General features: G+C 74.7%; 14 protein-coding genes. 10 read left to right on the forward strand and 4 right to left on the reverse strand.

Going from position 1 to position 16,791, the window contains the following annotated elements; translation table 11 throughout:
- Positions 1–44: 44 nt before the first annotated feature.
- Complete coding sequence (locus tag AB0K43_RS05665) at positions 45–2,105, reverse strand: transglycosylase domain-containing protein (RefSeq protein WP_363636096.1); 2,061 nt, start codon at positions 2,103–2,105, stop codon at positions 45–47.
- Between the two features lie 310 nt (positions 2,106–2,415).
- Here AB0K43_RS05665 and AB0K43_RS05670 point away from each other — a divergent pair, with 310 nt between their 5' ends.
- Both AB0K43_RS05670 and glnII read left to right on the forward strand, forming a co-directional pair.
- Positions 2,416–3,351, forward strand: coding sequence for an SCO1860 family LAETG-anchored protein (locus AB0K43_RS05670; RefSeq protein WP_363636098.1), 936 nt, complete (start codon positions 2,416–2,418; stop codon positions 3,349–3,351).
- 195 nt (positions 3,352–3,546) lie between these two features.
- Positions 3,547–4,569: a glutamine synthetase gene (gene glnII / locus AB0K43_RS05675; RefSeq protein WP_033819721.1), complete on the forward strand. Its 1,023-nt coding sequence runs from the start codon at positions 3,547–3,549 to the stop codon at positions 4,567–4,569.
- 103 nt (positions 4,570–4,672) lie between these two features.
- Here the strand turns inward: glnII and AB0K43_RS05680 are convergent, their stop codons facing one another.
- Positions 4,673–5,920: an MFS transporter gene (locus AB0K43_RS05680; RefSeq protein ID WP_363636100.1), complete on the reverse strand. Its 1,248-nt coding sequence runs from the start codon at positions 5,918–5,920 to the stop codon at positions 4,673–4,675.
- A 71-nt stretch (positions 5,921–5,991) separates the two neighbouring features.
- Between AB0K43_RS05680 and AB0K43_RS05685 the strand changes: the two genes are divergently transcribed.
- The 4 genes from AB0K43_RS05685 to AB0K43_RS05700 all read left to right on the forward strand — a co-directional run bounded on the left by AB0K43_RS05685 (position 5,992) and on the right by AB0K43_RS05700 (position 9,688).
- Positions 5,992–6,954, forward strand: coding sequence for a DUF5937 family protein (locus AB0K43_RS05685; protein ID WP_363636102.1), 963 nt, complete (start codon positions 5,992–5,994; stop codon positions 6,952–6,954).
- Between the two features lie 137 nt (positions 6,955–7,091).
- A complete protein-coding gene (locus AB0K43_RS05690; protein ID WP_363636104.1) occupies positions 7,092–8,219 on the forward strand; it encodes a M48 family metalloprotease in 1,128 nt (375 codons plus the stop codon).
- A 114-nt stretch (positions 8,220–8,333) separates the two neighbouring features.
- Positions 8,334–8,858 carry a hypothetical protein gene (locus AB0K43_RS05695; protein ID WP_363636106.1) on the forward strand — a complete coding sequence of 175 codons (525 nt, stop codon included), beginning with the start codon at positions 8,334–8,336 and terminating at the stop codon, positions 8,856–8,858.
- Positions 8,859–8,878: 20 nt separating this feature from the next.
- Positions 8,879–9,688, forward strand: a complete 810-nt coding sequence (locus tag AB0K43_RS05700) for an MOSC domain-containing protein (protein ID WP_363636108.1) — start codon at positions 8,879–8,881, stop codon at positions 9,686–9,688.
- Here the strand turns inward: AB0K43_RS05700 and cobC are convergent.
- On the reverse strand, positions 9,657–11,099 hold the full coding sequence (gene cobC / locus AB0K43_RS05705; RefSeq protein ID WP_363636110.1) for an Rv2231c family pyridoxal phosphate-dependent protein CobC: 1,443 nt from the start codon (positions 11,097–11,099) through the stop codon (positions 9,657–9,659). The two genes, AB0K43_RS05700 and cobC, sit on opposite strands and share 32 nt — an antisense overlap.
- A gap of 308 nt (positions 11,100–11,407) precedes the next feature.
- Here cobC and AB0K43_RS05710 point away from each other — a divergent pair, with 308 nt between their 5' ends.
- Genes AB0K43_RS05710 through AB0K43_RS05720 form a run of 3 tightly spaced genes read left to right on the forward strand, consistent with a single transcriptional unit; the run spans position 11,408 to position 14,645 of the window.
- The gene (locus AB0K43_RS05710; protein ID WP_363636112.1) at positions 11,408–12,298 is read left to right on the forward strand and encodes an alkaline phosphatase family protein; all 891 of its coding nucleotides are present in this window, start codon (positions 11,408–11,410) and stop codon (positions 12,296–12,298) included.
- A gap of 5 nt (positions 12,299–12,303) precedes the next feature.
- Positions 12,304–13,626, forward strand: a complete 1,323-nt coding sequence (locus tag AB0K43_RS05715; RefSeq protein ID WP_363636114.1) for an MFS transporter — start codon at positions 12,304–12,306, stop codon at positions 13,624–13,626.
- Complete coding sequence (locus AB0K43_RS05720) at positions 13,623–14,645, forward strand: TolB-like translocation protein (protein WP_363636116.1); 1,023 nt, start codon at positions 13,623–13,625, stop codon at positions 14,643–14,645. The genes AB0K43_RS05715 and AB0K43_RS05720 overlap by 4 nt, the downstream gene beginning before the upstream one ends.
- Positions 14,646–14,800: 155 nt before the next feature.
- Here AB0K43_RS05720 and AB0K43_RS05725 read toward each other — a convergent pair whose 3' ends face one another.
- Positions 14,801–15,271: an OsmC family protein gene (locus AB0K43_RS05725; RefSeq protein WP_363636118.1), complete on the reverse strand. Its 471-nt coding sequence runs from the start codon at positions 15,269–15,271 to the stop codon at positions 14,801–14,803.
- Between the two features lie 86 nt (positions 15,272–15,357).
- On the opposite strand from AB0K43_RS05725, the gene AB0K43_RS05730 reads away from it, so the two are divergent.
- The gene (locus AB0K43_RS05730) at positions 15,358–16,734 is read left to right on the forward strand and encodes a DUF4190 domain-containing protein (protein WP_363636120.1); all 1,377 of its coding nucleotides are present in this window, start codon (positions 15,358–15,360) and stop codon (positions 16,732–16,734) included.
- The last annotated feature ends 57 nt before the right edge of the window (positions 16,735–16,791 follow it).

Below are 16,791 nucleotides of genomic sequence, written 5' to 3' on the forward strand. Positions count from 1 at the left end.
GCGGGCCGAACGGCCCGCGAGGCCACGAGGGGCCCAACGGCGCGCTACGGCAGCGGGACCTGGGCCAGCGGCCGCGGGGCGGTGCCCTTGAGCGCGGCGCCGATCGCGTCCCGCCAGATCGGGCCGGCCACCGTGCCGCCGGAGGCCGAGCCGACCGGCTTGCCGCCGATCTTCCGGCCGTTCAGCGAGGCCTGGTTGTCGGTGTCGCCGACCACGGTCGCCGCCGCCAGCTCGGCGGTGTAGCCGACGAACCAGACCTGCTTGGAGCCGTTGGTGGTACCGGTCTTGCCGGCGCTGTCCCGGTCGTCCAGGCCGGCCCTGGTGCCGGTGCCGTCCTGCACCACGCCCTTGAGCATGGTGGTCAGGGCGTCGGCGGTGGCCGCCGACAGGGCGGCCCCGCACTCGGCCTTCGGCACGGTCAGTGCCTTGCCGTCCGCGGTGCTCACGGACGCGATCGCGACCGGCCGGCAGTAGGTGCCGTGCGCGGCGAAGGCGGCGTAGGCGCTCGCCATGTCCAGCGGGCTGAGGCTGTTGCTGCCGAGGGCCATCGACGGCACCGCGTCCAGCTTCGTGCCGCCGGCCTGCTGGGCGATCCCCAGCCGGTCGGCGGTCTGCACCACGGTGCACAGGCCGACCTCGCCCTCCAGCGCGGCGAAGTAGGTGTTCACCGACTTGGCCATCGCCGGGGCCATGGTGAACGGCCCGACCAGGTCGCTCTCGTCGTTGTGTACCTCGCCGCCCTGCGGGTAGCGGCCGCCCTCGCAGTTCTTCATGGCCGGCCAGGGAATGCTGTAGGGCGAGAGGTAGGACTGCGCCGGGGTGAACCCGTTCTCCAGCGCGGCGGCCGCCACGATCGGCTTGAAGGTCGACCCGGTCGGGAAGCCCATCCCGCCGCCCATCGCCTTGCCCACGTTGAGGTTGATCAGGGTCTGGTCGGCGCCCAGGCCGTACGGGCGGCTCTGCCCCATCGCGAGGATCTTCCCCGTCCCCGGCTGCACCACGGTCATCGCACCGGCGGCCTTGTCGGTGGCGTAGACGTGGTCGGTGACGGACTTCTGCACCGCCCGCTGCGTCCCGGGGTCGAGGGTGGTGTGGATCTGCAACCCGCCGCGGGCCCAGAGGGCTTGGCGCTCGGCCGCGGTGGCGCCGAAGGCCGGGTCGCCGGTGATCACCTTGTGCACGTAGTCGCAGAAGAAGCCCTGGCCGTCCTTGGCGGTGATGCAGCCCTGCCGGGGGCGGCTGACGTTCAGCGTGACCGGGGAGGCGATCGCCTCGTCCGCCTGGGCCCGGGTCACCGAGCCGTACTCGGCCATCTTGTCCAGCACCGTGTCGCGGCGCTCCTTGGCCGCCCGCGGGTTGACCACCGGGTCGTAGCCGGTGGGCGACTGCACCAGGCCGGCCAGCAGGGCGGCCTGGGGGAGGGTGAGGTCCTTGGCGTGCACGCTGAAGTACCGCTGCGCGGCGGCCTCCACGCCGTACGCCTGCTCGCCGAAGAAGGTGATGTTGAGGTAGTTGGTGAGGATCTGGTCCTTGCTGAGGGTCTCCTCCAGCTTGATCGCGTACTTCATCTCCTTGACCTTGCGACCGAGGGTCTGGGCCTGCGCGGCCTGGACGGCCTTCGGGTCGTCGCCGGCCTGGTCCACGAAGACGTTCTTCACGTACTGCTGGGTGAGCGTGGAGGCGCCCTCCGAGATCTCGCCGCTGGCCGCGTTCTTGTTGATCGCGCGCAGCACGCCCTTGAGGTCGACCGCGCCGTGCTGGTAGAAGCGGTTGTCCTCGATGTCCACCAGGGCGGCCTTCAGCAGCGGGGAGATCTGGTCGCCCGGCACCACCGTGCGGTCCCGCTCGTAGACGGTGGCGATCACGCCGCCGTCCGCGTCGTACACGGTGGAGGCCTGCGAGAGCGGGGGCGCGGTGAAGTCGCCCGGCAGGTTGTCGAAGTCGGAGACAGCTCCCTTGGCCGCGAGTCCGACGCTGCCGAGCGCCGGCAGGGCGAGTCCGGCGGTGAGGACGCCGGCGACGGAGCTGGCGGCGACCAGCCGGACGGCGAGACCGGCGGCGCGGCCGGTCCGCCGTATGGAGGAGCGAGAGCGTGGCGAGGGCATGGATCCGAGCGTAGACAGAGGAAATGAGAGCAACGGCCCGATCGGGGGCCGGTGTTCGTCACAGGACTGCGACAGAATGCGGAGGGTCGGCTTCCCTTCCGGCTCGGGCGGGCGGGGTAGCGGCATCGCGGGGCAACCTCACTCGAATGAGTGAAAGCACGTTCTGTGTGACTCGTGTGACTGATCGTTCGAAGAGACTGGCGGGCAGTCGAGAGCGCAAGCCCCCGCCCCCGGTCCGCCGCGGTGTGATCCCGCGCGGGGTGAGTCCGGAGCGCGCTCTGCCACATCCGCCACCCGTGGGGGTACCGCCATGTCCTCAACCCTGTCCGCGCCGCGTACCGCACTGCGCGCCGCCGCCGCGGCCGCACTCACCGCCTCGGCGCTCGCCGTCACCCTGCCGCCGACCGCCGCGCAGGCGGCGGGGCCGGCCGGCAGCCCCGGTCGGGCCAGTGCCGTGACCGCGGAGCTCGCCCTGGACGTCCGCCTGCTCAACCAGGTCTCGGTGCCGGTCGACGTCGCGCTCAACAAGGTGCAGAGCCCCGCCCGGATGGACGGGGCGATGCTCACCGCCAAGGTCGACGGCGTCGACCAGGGCCGCCCGGTCACCCTGCTCAAGGCCGACCTCGGCAAGTCCACCACCAGCGCCGACGAGCACGGCGCCGCCGCCTCCGTCCGGCTGGTCGACGCCGACCTGCACGCCCCCGGCCTGCCCGGCACCGCGCTGCTCGGGCTGGAGGCGCTCAGTGCCGAGGTGACCTGTCCGGTCGACGGGCCGCCCACCGCCGACGTGGTCGCCCCGGCCAGGGTGACCGTGCTCGGCAAGTCGGTCACCGTCGGGCTGAACGGGCCGAGCCACGTGGTGGTGCCCGGCGTCGGCACGGTCGACGTCCAGTTCTCCCGGCGCGCCACCACCTCCGCGACGGCCGCCGCCTCCGCCCTGGAGGCCACCGTCGACGTCAACCCGCTGAACCTGAACGTCGCCCACGTGAGTGGCCGGATCACCATCGCCTCGGTCAGCTGCGAGAAGCCGGTCCCGGCGCCCGCCGGCTCCGCCGCACCCGTCACCTCGGCCCCGCCCACCACCACGGCGGCCCGCGCCGTCCCGTCCCCGGACCAGGCCCTGGCCTCCACCGGCGGTGGCGGCGCCACCCTGCCGGTGCTGGCCGGCGCCGGAACGCTGCTGGTCACCGGCTCCGCGGCGCTCTGGCTGACCCGCCGCCGGCGGAGCCACGCCCGCCGGCACTGACCGCGGCCGGACCGCGGCCGGCGCTCGCGGCCGGTCCGGCGGCACGCCCACAGGGTGGGACTGGCACTCCCCGAGTGTGAGCGTGCCGTTTCGGACCGTTGGTTCACATGGGCGTTACATAGGAGGAACAACCGGGAAACGGCGGCTTGCGACGCTACGCGGGCACCCACCACCCAAGCAGTGAGGTTCACCGCAATGGCAATCAAGGCCGAGTACATCTGGATCGACGGCACCCAGCCGACCGCCAAGCTCCGTTCCAAGACTCGGATCCTGGCCAACGCGGACAAGCTGCCGACCTGGGGCTTCGACGGCTCGTCGACCAACCAGGCCGAGGGCCACGCCTCGGACCGCGTACTCGAGCCGGTCGCCTCCTTCCCGGACCCGATCCGCGGCGGTGACAACATCCTGGTGCTGTGCGAGGTCAACGAGACCGACGGCACCCCGCACGTCTCCAACACCCGCGCCCTGCTGCGCCCGATCGCCGAGCAGTTCGCCGCTCAGGAGTCGATCTTCGGCATCGAGCAGGAGTACACCTTCTTCAAGGGCTCGCGCCCGCTCGGCTTCCCCGAGGGCGGCTTCCCGGCCCCGCAGGGCGGCTACTACTGCGGCGTCGGCGCCGAGGAGGTCTTCGGCCGCGAGATCGTCGAGCTGCACCTGGACCGCTGCATCGAGGCCGGCCTGGCCATCTGCGGCATCAACGCCGAGGTCATGCCCGGCCAGTGGGAGTTCCAGATCGGCCCGGTCGACGCGCTGACCGTCTCCGACCACCTGTGGGTGGCCCGCTACCTGCTCTACCGCACCGCCGAGGAGTTCGGCATCGACGCCACCCTGGACGCCAAGCCCGTGCGCGGCGACTGGAACGGCGCCGGCGCCCACACCAACTTCTCCACCAAGGCCATGCGTGAGGGCTACGACGCCATCATCACCGCCTGCGAGTCGCTCGGCACCTCGCAGGAGAAGGTCCTGGAGCACGTCAAGCAGTACGGCTTCGGCATCGAGTCCCGCCTGACCGGTCTGCACGAGACCGCCCCGTGGAACGTCTACTCCTACGGCGTGTCCGACCGCGGTGCCTCGGTCCGCATCCCGTGGCAGGTCGAGGTCGAGCAGAAGGGCTACATCGAGGACCGTCGCCCGAACGCCAACGTCGACCCGTACGTGGTGACCCGCCTGCTGGTCAACACCTGCTGCTCCGCCCTGGAGAAGGCCGGCCAGGTCTGATCCGAGGCCCCCAGCGCCCGACGCGCCCGCCGTCCCCCTCCCACCCCCGTGGGGAGAGGAACGGCGGGCGCGCGCCGGTGTGCCCGCCGTCGGCCCTCGGCCGTCAGCCGGCTCGCCCGCGCACCGCACCGGCCAGCCACAGACCGGTCAGCGCCCCGGCGACGCCGGTCAGCGCCGCGCCCCACCAGAGCACCGCCGGGCCGAGGCCCGCGTAGACCGCGGCCCCGCCGCCGAGGGCGGCGAACCGGGCCAGCCCGCGGGACCAGTTGAGCGCCCCCTGGAAGCGGCCCTGCGCGCCCGCCGGGGCGAGGTCCGCCGCGATCGAGGTGACGATGCCGCCGACGCACACCTCGGCAGCGCTCCACACCACCACGGTCAGCGCGAACTCACCGGTGGTGTCCGCCAGTCCGGTCAGACCCACTCCCACCGCCGCCAGCACCGAGGCGAACGACCACACCCGCAGCCGGTCGAAGCGGGCCAGCCAGACCGAGGCGAACGGCTGCAGGGTGACCACCAGCAGGGCGTTCACCACGGCCGCCAGCCCGAACGTGGTGGCCGGCAGCCCGTGGTCCCGGACGGCCAGCGGCAGGGTGAACTCGGTCTGGGCGTAGACCGCCTCCGCGACCGCGCTCAGCGAGATCAGCAGCAGCATCGGACGGTCCCGCAGCACCACCCGGTAGCCGCCGTCGCCCGAGCGGCGCCGCAGCGGGCCGGCGGCCTCCCGCGGCAGCCGCGCGGCGACCAGCGCGGCGTACGCCAGGCAGGTCACCGCGTCCAGCGCGAACAGCAGCCCGTAGCCGTGCACCACCAGGAAGCCGCCGAGGGCGCCCGCCACGGCGGTGCCCACGTTGATCGCCCAGTGCAGCACCGCGTAGCCGACCTGGCGGCGGCCGGGCGCCACCGCACCGGCGATCACCGCGCCGGCCGCCGGCGGGTAGACCGAACCCGCCGCGCCGAGCAGGGCGGCCGCCACCGTGAGGGTGGCCAGGCCCGGCGCCGCGAACAGCAGCCCCTGGCCGGCCGCCGTGGCCAGCAGTCCGGCCAGCAGGGTCGGCCGGGTGCCGAAACGGTCGGTCAGCAGCCCGCCGAGCACCGGCCCGACCAGCCCGCCGGCCCCCAGCGCGGCCAGCACGTACGGCACGCGGTCGGTGGCGATGCCGCGCGATCCGAGGAAGAACACCAGGAACGGGAGCACCATGTTCCCGACCCGGTTCATGGCGGTTCCGCCGATCACCACCCAGAACGGCCCGCCGAAGCCGCCGAAGCGCCCGGCGAGGAGGGTGCGGACCCGGCCGACGGCGGGTGGTGGAGCGGGGACGGGTGGGCGAGAATGCAGGGTCGGCGAGGTCATGGGGGAATCCTGCGTCCGTGCTCCTCGTTGCCACCATTCATTCGGTCAGGACTGAATCATTGGGGGTACGCATGCTGGAACTCGCCTTCTCCGCCCGGGACCTGGCCCGTACCCGGCTGGCCGTCTCGCCGCTCTGGGAGCTGGTCACCAGCCTGCGGGTGCTGCAGTCCGAGCGGATCCGCCCGCTGCACCTGCGCTGGGCCGCCCGGACCAGGCCGCAGCTGCGCGACCTCGCCCTGCTCACCGCGCTCGTCCCGGCGCACGGCTACATCCCGGACTTCCTCAACCCGCCGGCCGCCTCCGCCGTACCGTCCTTCGAGACCGAACTCGCCACCTTGGCCCGCACCGGCCCCGCGCGGATCCGGGCCGACCTCGCCCGGCTGGCCCGCTGGACCCCGGAGGTCCAGGCCTTCGCCGACGACCCGGCGGCCGGGCTGACCAGGCTCACCGCCGAGCTGGGCCGTTATTGGGAGGTCGCGCTCGCGCCGCACTGGCCCCGGCTGCGGGCCGTCCTGGAGGCCGACGTGCTGCACCAGTCGCGGCGGTTCGCGGCCGAGGGCGCGGCCGCGGTGCTGCGCGAGCTGAACCCGCACGTGGAGTGGGGCGAGGAGGTGCTGATCATCCCGAAGTCGCTCTGCGGCAGCTCCGGCAGCCTGGCCGGGCGCGGGCTGCTGCTGGTGCCGTCCGCGTTCGTCGGCCCGTCGGTGCTGATCGTCAACGCCCCGCCGGAGACGGTGCAGATGTGCTACCCGACCCGGGGCGTCGGGACGCTCTGGGAGCAGGCCCCCGCCCAGGTGCCGGACGCCGTCGCGGCGGTGCTCGGCAAGTCCCGCGCACTGCTGCTGACCGAGCTCGCCGAACCCGCCTCCACCACCGAACTCTCCCGCCGCACCGGCCTGTCCGCCGCCGGCGTCTCCCAGCACCTCGGCGCGCTGCGGGCGGCCGGCATCGTCACCTCGCACCGGGCCGGCCGCTCGGTGCTCTACCAGCGGACGGCGGTCGCCGACACCCTGCTGGCCGCCGCAGCCGGCTGACCCGGCCCGCGCCCTGGGGCCTGTCTTCAACCCCCGCCCGCCCGCGCCCCCCGGCACGCACTCCCGCCGCACCGGGCGCCGCAGGGCCGCCCTTCGGGCGACGACGGGGGTGTGAAGACAGGCCCTAGGGTGGCCCCATGGACGACTTCTCGCCGGAAGAGGTGGCCCGGGGCCGCGAGCTGAGGCGGGCCCAGGTGCCCTGGCTGCTCGGCGGCCGGCTGGCGGGGCTGCTGCTCACCCTGGTGCTCGGTCTCACCCCGGCCGGCGCCGCGCTGGTGACCGCGGTGGGCGATCTGTTCGGCGGCTCGCGCACGGCGCAGGTGCTGGCCGGCGCCGCCGCGCTGGTGCTGCTCGGACAGCTGGTCGCGCTGCCGTTCGGCGCCCGGGTCCGGGTGGTGCGCAGCCGGTACGGCCTGGTCACCCAGGGCTGGGGCGGCTGGGCGGTGGACGCGCTGCGCGGGCTCGGCCTGACCCTGCTGCTCGGGCTGCCGCTGGCGTACGGGCTGTACGCGCTGACCGCGTGGTCGCCCGAGCGCTGGTGGCTGCCGGCCGCCGGGGCGGCGGCGCTGCTCACGGTGGCCCTGTCCTTCCTCCACCCGCTGCTGTTCGAGCCGCTGTTCAACCGCTTCACCCCGATGGAGCGCGGCCCGCTGCGGGACGCCCTGCTCGCCCTCGCCGAGCGGGACGGCGTCCCCGTCGGCGAGGTGCTGGTCGCGGACGCCTCCCGCCGGACCACCGCGCTCAACGCCTACGTCTCCGGCTTCGGCGCCACCCGCCGGATCGTCGCCTACGACACCCTGCTGACCAGCGCCGAGCCCCGTGAGGTCGAGCTGGTGGTCGCCCATGAACTCGGCCACGTCAAGCACCGCGACGTGCTCACCGGCACGGCGCTCGGCGCGGTCGGCGCCGCGGTCGCGGTGGCCGTGCTGGGCCTGCTGCTCTCCTGGCCGCCGCTGCTGTCGGCCGCCGGCGCGACCGACGCCGCCGACCCGCGCTCGCTGCCGCTGCTGGCCGCCTGCGCCGCGCTGATCGGCGCCGCCAGCGGCCCGCTCCAGTGCGCCGTCAGCCGCCGGATCGAGGCCCGCGCCGACCGGCACGCCCTCGAACTCACCGCCGACCCCGACCGGTTCATCGCCATGCAACGCCGCCTCGCCGTCACCAACATCTCCGACGTCGACCCGCCCCGCCTGCTGGAACTGCTCTTCGCCACCCACCCCAGCGCCACCCGCCGAATCGCCGCCGCCCGCGCCTGGCAGCAGGCCTGACCCGCCCGCCGCGGCCGGACGCTGCGCCGGATCCGCCGCCCGGCGGCGAATATCGGTGGCGCGCGGGGCCACCGGGAGCCGAGAATCCGAGCCTGATCGGAGAGGGGGTGGAGGGTGCGGCCGCTGCTGCTGCTCGATGTCGACGGACCGCTCAACCCGTACACGGCCAAGCCGCACCGCCGCCCGGAGGGCTACCTGACGCATCGGGTGCGGCCGGACTCCTGGGCCGCCCGGCAGCAGGAGCACGGCCTGCGGCGCGCCAGGTCGCTGCGGCTGTGGCTGCACCCCGGGCACGGGCCGGCGCTGCGCGCGCTGCCGTACGACCTGGTCTGGTGCACCACGTGGAAGGGCGAGGCCAACGAGCATGTCGGCCGGCTCCTCGGGCTGCCCGAACTCCCCTACATCGACTGGCCGTCCATGCACCACGGCGACCCGGACGGACTGCACTGGAAGACCAGGTACCTGGTCGAGTGGGCGGCCGGCCGGCCGTTCGCCTGGGTGGACGACGAGGTGGAGCCGCAGGACACCGCGTGGATCGCCGAGCACCACCCGGCCCCGGCGCTGACGCTGGCGATCGACCACCGGGTCGGGCTGCGGAGCGCCGACTTCGCCGCCCTCGACCGGTGGGCCGCCCGGTGAGTCTCGGTGTGGTCGGCTCCGTGCACCGGTACCCGGTGAAGTCCATGCTGGGGGAGGAGTTGGCGCAGGCCGAGGTGACCGGACGCGGCGTGGCCGGCGACCGGGTGCTCGCCCTGCTCGACCGGGAGAGCGGCCGGATCGCCAGCGCCAAGCAGCCGCGCCTGTGGCAGGACCTGCTCGGCTACACCGCCGCACGGACGGGCAGCGAGGTGCGGATCACCGCACCCGACGGCAGGCCGCTGCGGAGCACCGCCGCCACGATCGACGAGGAGCTGTCGGCCGGGCTCGGCCGCGCCGTCACCCTGATCGACTCGCCGCCGGCCGGCGCCGTACTCGCCCGGGCCGTCCCGGAGGAGGTGCTGGCCCACGGCAGCCGCGCCGAGGTCGCCTGCACGGTGTCGGAGCTGGGCCGGGCCGCACCACCGGGCACCTTCTTCGACTTCGCCCCGCTGCACCTGCTGACCACCGCCTCGCTGGCCCGGATCGCCCGGCTGAGCCCGCGGGGCGCGGTGGAGGCGGCCCGGTACCGGCCCAATCTGGTGATCGACACCGGGGAGGCGGAGGGCTTCACCGAGAACGGCTGGGTCGGCCGCGAACTGCTGATCGGCGCCGAGCTGCGGCTGAAGGTGCTGGTGGCGACGCCGCGCTGCGCCGTCCCCACGCTCGCCCACGGCGCCCTGCCCGGCGACCGGGAGGCGCTGCGGGTGCCGGCCCGGCACAACCGGGTGGAGCCGCTGCCGGGCCTGGGGCTCCACCCGTGCGCCGGGGTGTACGCGACGGTGCTGCGGCCCGGCGCGATCAGCCGCGGGGACCGGGTACGGCTCGGCTGAGCGCGGCCAGGAAGCGGTCGGTGGTCTCCCGGTCCCGGACCGCGATCCGCAGCCAGTCCGGCCCCAGACCCGGGAAGGTGTCGCCGCGCCGGACGGCGAACCCGGCGGCCCGCAGCCGTTCGCGGACCTCGGCCGCCCCGGCGAGCTCGATCAGGACGAAGGAGGCGGCCGGCACGCCGTGCACCCGCACCCCGGGCACCGCCGCCAGCCCGGCCAGCAGGTGCGCGCGGTCCGCCGCGGTGCTGACGGCGGCGGCCTCGGCCTCGGCCAGCGCCGCCGGCCCGCTGCACAGTTCGGCGGCGGCCAGCGCCGGCGTGGAGACCGGCCAGAGCGGCTGCGCGGCGGCGAGCCGGGCGATCAGCTCGGCCGGGCCGAGGACGTAGCCGATCCGCAGCCCGGCCAGGCCCCAGGTCTTGGTCAGGCTGCGCAGCACCACCACCTGCCCGGGCAGCCCCCGCAGTGCGGCCAGCGACTCGCGCTCGCCGGGGTCGGTGTCCATGAACGCCTCGTCGACCACCAGGGTGCGCCCGGGCCGGGCCAGCGCGGTCAGCACGGCGGCGGGGTGCAGCACCGAGGTCGGGTTGGTCGGGTTGCCGACCACCACCAGATCGGCCTGCTCGGGGACGGCGCCCGGCCGCAGCCGGAAGCCGTCGGCGGCCGTGAGCAGCACCCGGTGCACGGTGTGCCCGGCGTCCCGCAGCGCGGCCTCGGGCTCGGTGAACTGCGGGTGCACCACGACCACATGGCGGGCGGCCAGGACCCGGGCGAGCAGCACGAAGGCCTCGGCGGCCCCGGCGGTGAGCAGCACCTCCTCGGCCGGACGGCCGTGCCGGGCGGCCACCGCCGCGCGGGCGGCGGACTGCTCCGGGTAGCCGGCGAGCCCGGTGAGGGTGTCGGCGAGGTGCTCGCGCAGCCAGCGCGGCGGGGTGCCGGTGCGGACGTTGACGGCCAGGTCGACCAGCCCGGGGGCGCCGACCTCGGTGTCCCCGTGGTGCCTCAGATCGGGTTCGAGGGCGATCGCCACGGTGGCCCGGGCCGAGCTGCGCCGGGGCACCAGCAGCGCGCCGCCCGAACCCAGCAGCGCCGCCGCCTCCGCGACGCTCGGGGTGCCGACGGCGGCCAGCGCCCGGCCGGACGGGTTCGGCACCGGGACGGCGGCCAGCGCCTGCGCGGCGTGGCCGGTCAGCGGGAGGCCGAGCTCGGCGGCGGCCGAGCGCAGTCCGGGCTCGTCGAGCCTGGCGTCCAGGGTGGCCAACCGGCCGATCTCGGCCCGGCTACGGCCGGCCTCGGCCAGCGCAGCGTCGACCAGGGCGAGCACCTCGGCGGCGTCCACCCCGCGGCTCGCGCCGACCCCGATGCTCAGCGAGGGTCCGTGCACCGGGCCCACCCTTCTCGAAAACGACCTGGTCATCGGCGTCGAAATCCCACCACGGCGCCGATCACCGGGTCAATCGGCCGGGCTGTGAGCTTGGCCGCCCGCACCCCGCACCCCGCACCCGTACCCGCACCCCGCACCTGCACCCCGTACCCGCGCCCCGTACCCGCGCCCGACCGGTCTTGTCGTGGACCTGGCCGAATCTGTTCCCCGGCGGGAGAATCGGGGGGCCAGCGTTCGCCTGTTCTTCACCTGCGAAGCGCGGCCGAGTCCACCGCCGCGCTCCTAGGGTTGCCGCGCCCCAACCCCGTCGCACGCCCGTCACTTCTGTCCGGAGGACAGTCATGACCGCCGCTCAGGCCCCCAAGCGCAACCGCCGCTCGCTCACCGCACTGGCCGGGGCCGTCGCCCTCGCCGCCACCTCCGCCGGCCTCTGGGCCGCGACCGGCACCACCGCGCAGGCCGCCGCCCTGCCGGCGCCCGACCACGTGGTCGTCGTCGTGATGGAGAACCACGCCTACAGCCAGGTGATCGGGAGCTCCAGCGCCCCGTACCTGAACAACACCCTCAAGGCCGGTGGGGCGAGCCTCACCCAGTCCTTCGGCCTGACCCACCCCAGCGAGCCCAACTACTACATGCTGTTCTCGGGCTCCAACCAGGGCCGCACCGACGACAGTTGTGTGGGTGTCGGCTCGATCTCCGCGGCCAACCTGGCCTCCGAGCTGATCGCCGCCGGCAAGACCTGGGGCAGCTACAACGAGAGCCTGCCCAGCCAGGGTTCGACCACCTGCAGCAGCGGCAAGTACGCGCAGAAGCACAACCCGTGGTTCGGCTTCTCCAACGTGCCCACCAACACGGCCAGGACCATGACGCAGTTCCCGACCGACTACACCACGCTGCCCAAGGTCTCCTTCGTGGTGCCGAACCTGTGCAGCGACATGCACGACTGCTCGGTCTCCACCGGTGACACCTGGATCAAGAACAACCTGGGCGCCTACGCCACCTGGGCCAAGACCCACAACAGCATCCTGGTCGTCACCTTCGACGAGGACAACAAGCTCTCCGGCAACCGCATCCCGACCGTGCTGTACGGCCAGCACGTCACCCCGGGCAGCTCCACCAGCACCACGTACAACCACTACAACGTGCTGCGCACCCTGGAGGACCTGGCCGGCCTGTCCGCACACGCGGGCAACGCCGCCTCCGCCTCCGACATCACCGGCATCTGGAACTGACACCCGTGTACCTCGCGGACTCCCGCAGCACCAAGCCGGCCGCCGCCCCGGGTACCCGCCCGGGGCGGCGGGCGGCCGCCGTGCCCGGCACGGTGGTCGCGCTCGGCGCGGTCAGCCTGATCACCGACATCTCCTCGGAGATGGTCACCGCCGTCCTCCCCCTCTACGTCGTGGCCACCCTCGGCCTGTCCCCGCTCGGCTTCGGCCTGCTGGACGGCATCAACAACGGGGTCGGCGCACTGGTCCGGCTGACCGGCGGCCACCTGGCCGACCGCGGCGGCCGGCGGCACAAGATGGTGGCCGCCGCCGGCTACGGGCTCTCCGCCCTGTGCAAGCCGCTGCTGCTGCTCGCCCACGGACTGCCCGCGATCAGCGCCGTGCTGGCGGTCGACCGCACCGGCAAGGGCCTGCGCACCGCGCCCCGGGACGCGATGATCTCGCTGGCCACCCGGCCCGAGCACCGCGGGCGGGCGTTCGGCGTGCACCGTGCGATGGACACCACCGGGGCGCTGCTCGGTCCGCTGGCGGCCTTCGCCGTGCTGCGGGTCGCGGGCGGGCCCCTGCTCGGCGAAGGGGGTGCGGCGGGCGGCTACGGCGCGGTGTTCGCGGTCAGCGGCTGCGTCGCCGCGCTCGGCGTGCTGGTGCTGGTGCTCTTCGTGCCGCCCCGGATCACCCGGGCCGAGGCGCCCGGCGCCGACCGGGGCACGGCCGCCACCACCGACACCGGACCGCGGCCCACCCTGCGCGACTCGCTCGCCCTGCTGCGCCGTCCGCGGCTGCGCCGGCTCACCCTGTGCGCCGCGCTGCTGGGCCTGACCACCGTCAGCGACTCCTTCCTGTACCTGCTGCTCCAGCGCGAACTGCGGCTGCCCGCGCACCTGTTCCCGCTGCTGCCGCTGGGCACCGCCGCCGCCTTCCTGCTGCTCGCGGTGCCGCTGGGTGCGCTGGCCGACCGGGCCGGCCGGCGGCGGCTCTTCCTGGCCGGGCACGGTCTCCTGCTGCTCGGTTACGCCCTGCTGCTGTCGCCGCTGCCCGGGACGCTGGTGCTGCCCGCCGTCCTGCTGCTGCACGGCGCCTTCTACGCGGCCACCGACGGGGTGCTCGCCGCGGCCACCGCCGGAGCCGTGCCGGCCGAGCACCAGGGCGCCGGGCAGGCCCTGGTGGGGACGGGGCAGGCGCTGGCGAGGTTCGCCTGCTCGATCGCGTTCGGCTCCGCCTGGAGCCTGTGGGGCGGCCGTGGCGCGCTCACCGCCGCCGCCGTCTCCCTGGCCGCCGCCGCGGTGGTGGCCGGCTTCGTGCTCCGGACCGCGGACGAGGTGCCCGCATGACCGGGAACCGCGCCCGCCTGGTGATCCTGCTGCTCGCCGTGGTGCTGCTCGGCGCGGCCGGCACGGCTGCGGTGCGCTACGCCGCCGACCGGTCCGGCAAGCGCGACCAGGAGCAGGCCGGCGGCCCGCCCGTGCACCCCGGTACCGTCTCGCTGCGGCCGGGCGGCCGCCAACTGGTGGTCCGCAACCTGGTCTGGGGGCCGCACCGCGACGAACTCGCCACCGTCCCGGCCGACCGGCCGGACGGCCCGCGCACCGTCTCCGGCGTCAAGTGCCTGCGCTTCCACGCCGCGGCCGGCACCGGGGTGTGTCTGCAGGCCGAGCAGGGCGTGCTGGAGGACACCTACCGCGCGGTGGTGCTCGACTCCCAGTTGCACGAGCTCCGGCACTTCCCGGCCGCCGGCATCCCGACCAGGGCCCGGGTCTCGCCCTCCGGCCACCTGGTGGCCTGGACGGTCTTCGTCTCCGGCGACTCCTACGCCGGCACCGACTTCTCCACCCGCACGGCGATCGTGGACACCCGCGACTGGAGCCTGGACGACAACCTGGAGAGCTTCGCCGTCACCAAGGACGGCAAGCCGTACCGGGCCTCGGACCTCAACATCTGGGGCGTCACCTTCGCCGACGACAACCGCTTCTACGCCACCCTGGCCACCGGCGGCCAGACCTACCTGGTGCAGGGCGACGTCACCGCCCGCACCCTCACCACCCTGCACCAGAACGTCGAATGCCCCTCGCTGTCGCCGGACGGCACCCGGGTCGCGTACAAGAAGCGGGTGGCCGGCGCCTCGCCCGACGCACCCTGGCGGCTGTACGTGCTCGACCTCGCCACGATGACCGAGACCGCCACCGCCGAGCAGCGCAACATCGACGACCAGGCGCTCTGGGCGGACGGGGGCACCCTGGTCTACGCCCTGCCCGGCGACTACGGCTCCGACCTGTGGGCCGTCCCCGCCGACGGCAGCGGGGAGGCGCGCCGCCTGATGCCCTCCGCGGTGGCCCCCGCCTACCTGGGGTGACCGCCCCCGCCCGTCCAGCCGCCCGGCCGCTCAGCCCGGGTCAGTGGCTCTCCCGGGCCAGGGAACGGGGGCGGAGGCGATCGGAGGCGCCGGGTCCGGGGTGAACGTCACGGGCCCGGATCGCCCGCCGCCGCCGGGCACCGTGATGCTGCTGCTCAGGGCCGGACCGAGACCGTTGGCTCGTGCCGCACCGGGAAGTTGACCGAGTTCGCGATGAAGCAGGAGCGGTGCGCCCGCTCGTGCAGGGCGAGCGCCCGCCCGGTCATCCCGGCCTCCGCGACCTCGATCCGCGGCCGCAGCACCGCCTCGGTGAAGTGCCCGCCGGTCGCCGTCTCGGCCATGGTGCCCTCGGCCCGGTCCAGGTAGGAGGTGACCACGACTCCCTCGACCGCGCAGAAGTGCAAGTACCAGAGCATGTGGCACTGGGAGACCGAGGCGAGCAGCAACTGCTCCGGGTTCCAGCGCGCGGGATCGCCCCGGAAGGCCGGGTCGGAGCTGCCCGCGATCGCCGGGCGACCCTCGGCGGTGACCTCGTGCGCCCGCTCGTAGGAGCGGTAACCGCTCGTCCCGGTACCGAGGTTGCCGCTCCAGGTGACGGTGGTGGTGTAGGTGTGCAGCTTGCTCATGCGCGTGCTCCGTCCGGGTCGGTGGGGTGGTGGCGGGCCGAGCACTGCTCGGGGCATTCGAGCACCCGCCCGATGGGGTTGGTTCCGTGAACGATCCGTCGGCTATATTCGCGCAGCCGTCGGAGGTTCTCGACGGCAGTCCTGCGCCCGAGGGGGATCCAGCCATTCCGTCCGACCAGCACCAGCACCAGCCGAGCGGCTCCGACTCCGACTCCGACTCCGACTCCGACACCGCGGCCGGCCCGGCCGCCGAGGACGCGCTGCTCAAGGCATTCGCCCCGCCCGCGCCGACCGCTGACGCACCGCCGCCCCCGGCTCCGCAGCAACAGCCCTTCCCCCAGCCGTACCCGTACCCGTATCCGGGCTGGGCGGCCCAGCCGCCGGGCGGCTGGAGCGGCTTCGCCATCACCTCGCTGGTGCTCGGCATCATCGGCGTCGCCTGCTGCCTGTGGGCCGGCGCCATCGGCTTCGGGATCGCGGCGCTGCGCACCATCCCCGTGCGCAACCAGCGCGGCCGCGGGATGGCCGTCGCCGGCCTGGTGCTGGGCTGCCTGTGGGGACTTCTGGTGATCGCCGGCGCCACCGTCGCGGCGCTGAACCGCAGCGAGGACGGCGGCGTCCGCAGGCCCGACAGCCAGGCCTTCAGGCCCGGCACGGTGAGCGTGGACCAGCTGCACCCGGGCGACTGCTTCGCCCGGCCGAAGGACCTGGACCGGGCCACCAAGCTGGCCGTGCTGCCCTGTTCGGCCGCCCACTACGGCGAGGTCTTCGCCACCGCCGAGCTTCCGGGAGGCGACTACCCGGGGGAGCGGAAGGTCGCCGACGAGGCCGAGAAGCTGTGCTCCGCCGGCCGCGAGCAGTACACGATGGACACCCTCGCCGTCCCCGACGACGTGGACGTCTTCTCCTCCTACCCGCAGAAGGCCGGCTGGACCTGGGCCGACGACCACGGGGTGACCTGCGTCTACACCGTCGCGGGCGCCGAGCGGACGGGCTCGCTGCGCCGGGACGCCGGCAACCTGACGGCCGAGCAGCTGACCTACCTGAAGGCCGTCCGGGCGTTCAACGCGGCCGAGGACCACAGCCCGGACGAGGAGGAGCCCGCCGACGACCCGGCCGCCTTCCAGGCCTGGGCCAAGGAACTCGCCGACGGCGCCGACGCCGAGCTGGCCGCCCTGGAAGCCGGCACCTGGAACTCCCGCGCCCGCCAGCCGGTCGCCGAACTCGCCGCCGCCGTACGGGAGGAGGCCGCCCACCTGCGGGCCGCGGCAGCCGCCGCCGACCCGGTGGTGATCGACCGCGAGCTGGTCGCCGCCCGACGCGGCGCGGTGGCGCTCAAGGCGATGGCCGTCCGCTCGGCGCTCGGCCTCGCGACCGTCTTCGACGGCCATGGATCCGGCGGTGCGGGCACGGGCGGTGCGGGATCCGGCAGCGGCCCGGCCCCGGTCGGCTACCGCGGCTAGCGCCGGTCGTTCAGCCCCTACCTGCCCCGCGACCGCCGCACCAGGCTCCCGATCATG

Origin of the sequence: Kitasatospora sp. NPDC049258 (assembly GCF_040678895.1) — a bacterium.
Taxonomy (GTDB): domain Bacteria; phylum Actinomycetota; class Actinomycetes; order Streptomycetales; family Streptomycetaceae; genus Kitasatospora.

Coding starts and splice junctions, on each gene's coding strand:
- AB0K43_RS05680 (WP_363636100.1), bottom strand. CDS start 5,920: ATGACCTCGCCGACCCTGCATTCTCGCCCACCCGTCCCCGCTCCACCA.
- AB0K43_RS05670 (WP_363636098.1), top strand. CDS start 2,416: ATGTCCTCAACCCTGTCCGCGCCGCGTACCGCACTGCGCGCCGCCGCC.
- AB0K43_RS05720 (WP_363636116.1), top strand. CDS start 13,623: ATGACCGGGAACCGCGCCCGCCTGGTGATCCTGCTGCTCGCCGTGGTG.
- cobC (WP_363636110.1), bottom strand. CDS start 11,099: ATGACCAGGTCGTTTTCGAGAAGGGTGGGCCCGGTGCACGGACCCTCG.
- AB0K43_RS05685 (WP_363636102.1), top strand. CDS start 5,992: ATGCTGGAACTCGCCTTCTCCGCCCGGGACCTGGCCCGTACCCGGCTG.
- glnII (WP_033819721.1), top strand. CDS start 3,547: ATGGCAATCAAGGCCGAGTACATCTGGATCGACGGCACCCAGCCGACC.
- AB0K43_RS05690 (WP_363636104.1), top strand. CDS start 7,092: ATGGACGACTTCTCGCCGGAAGAGGTGGCCCGGGGCCGCGAGCTGAGG.
- AB0K43_RS05665 (WP_363636096.1), bottom strand. CDS start 2,105: ATGCCCTCGCCACGCTCTCGCTCCTCCATACGGCGGACCGGCCGCGCC.
- AB0K43_RS05710 (WP_363636112.1), top strand. CDS start 11,408: ATGACCGCCGCTCAGGCCCCCAAGCGCAACCGCCGCTCGCTCACCGCA.
- AB0K43_RS05725 (WP_363636118.1), bottom strand. CDS start 15,271: ATGAGCAAGCTGCACACCTACACCACCACCGTCACCTGGAGCGGCAAC.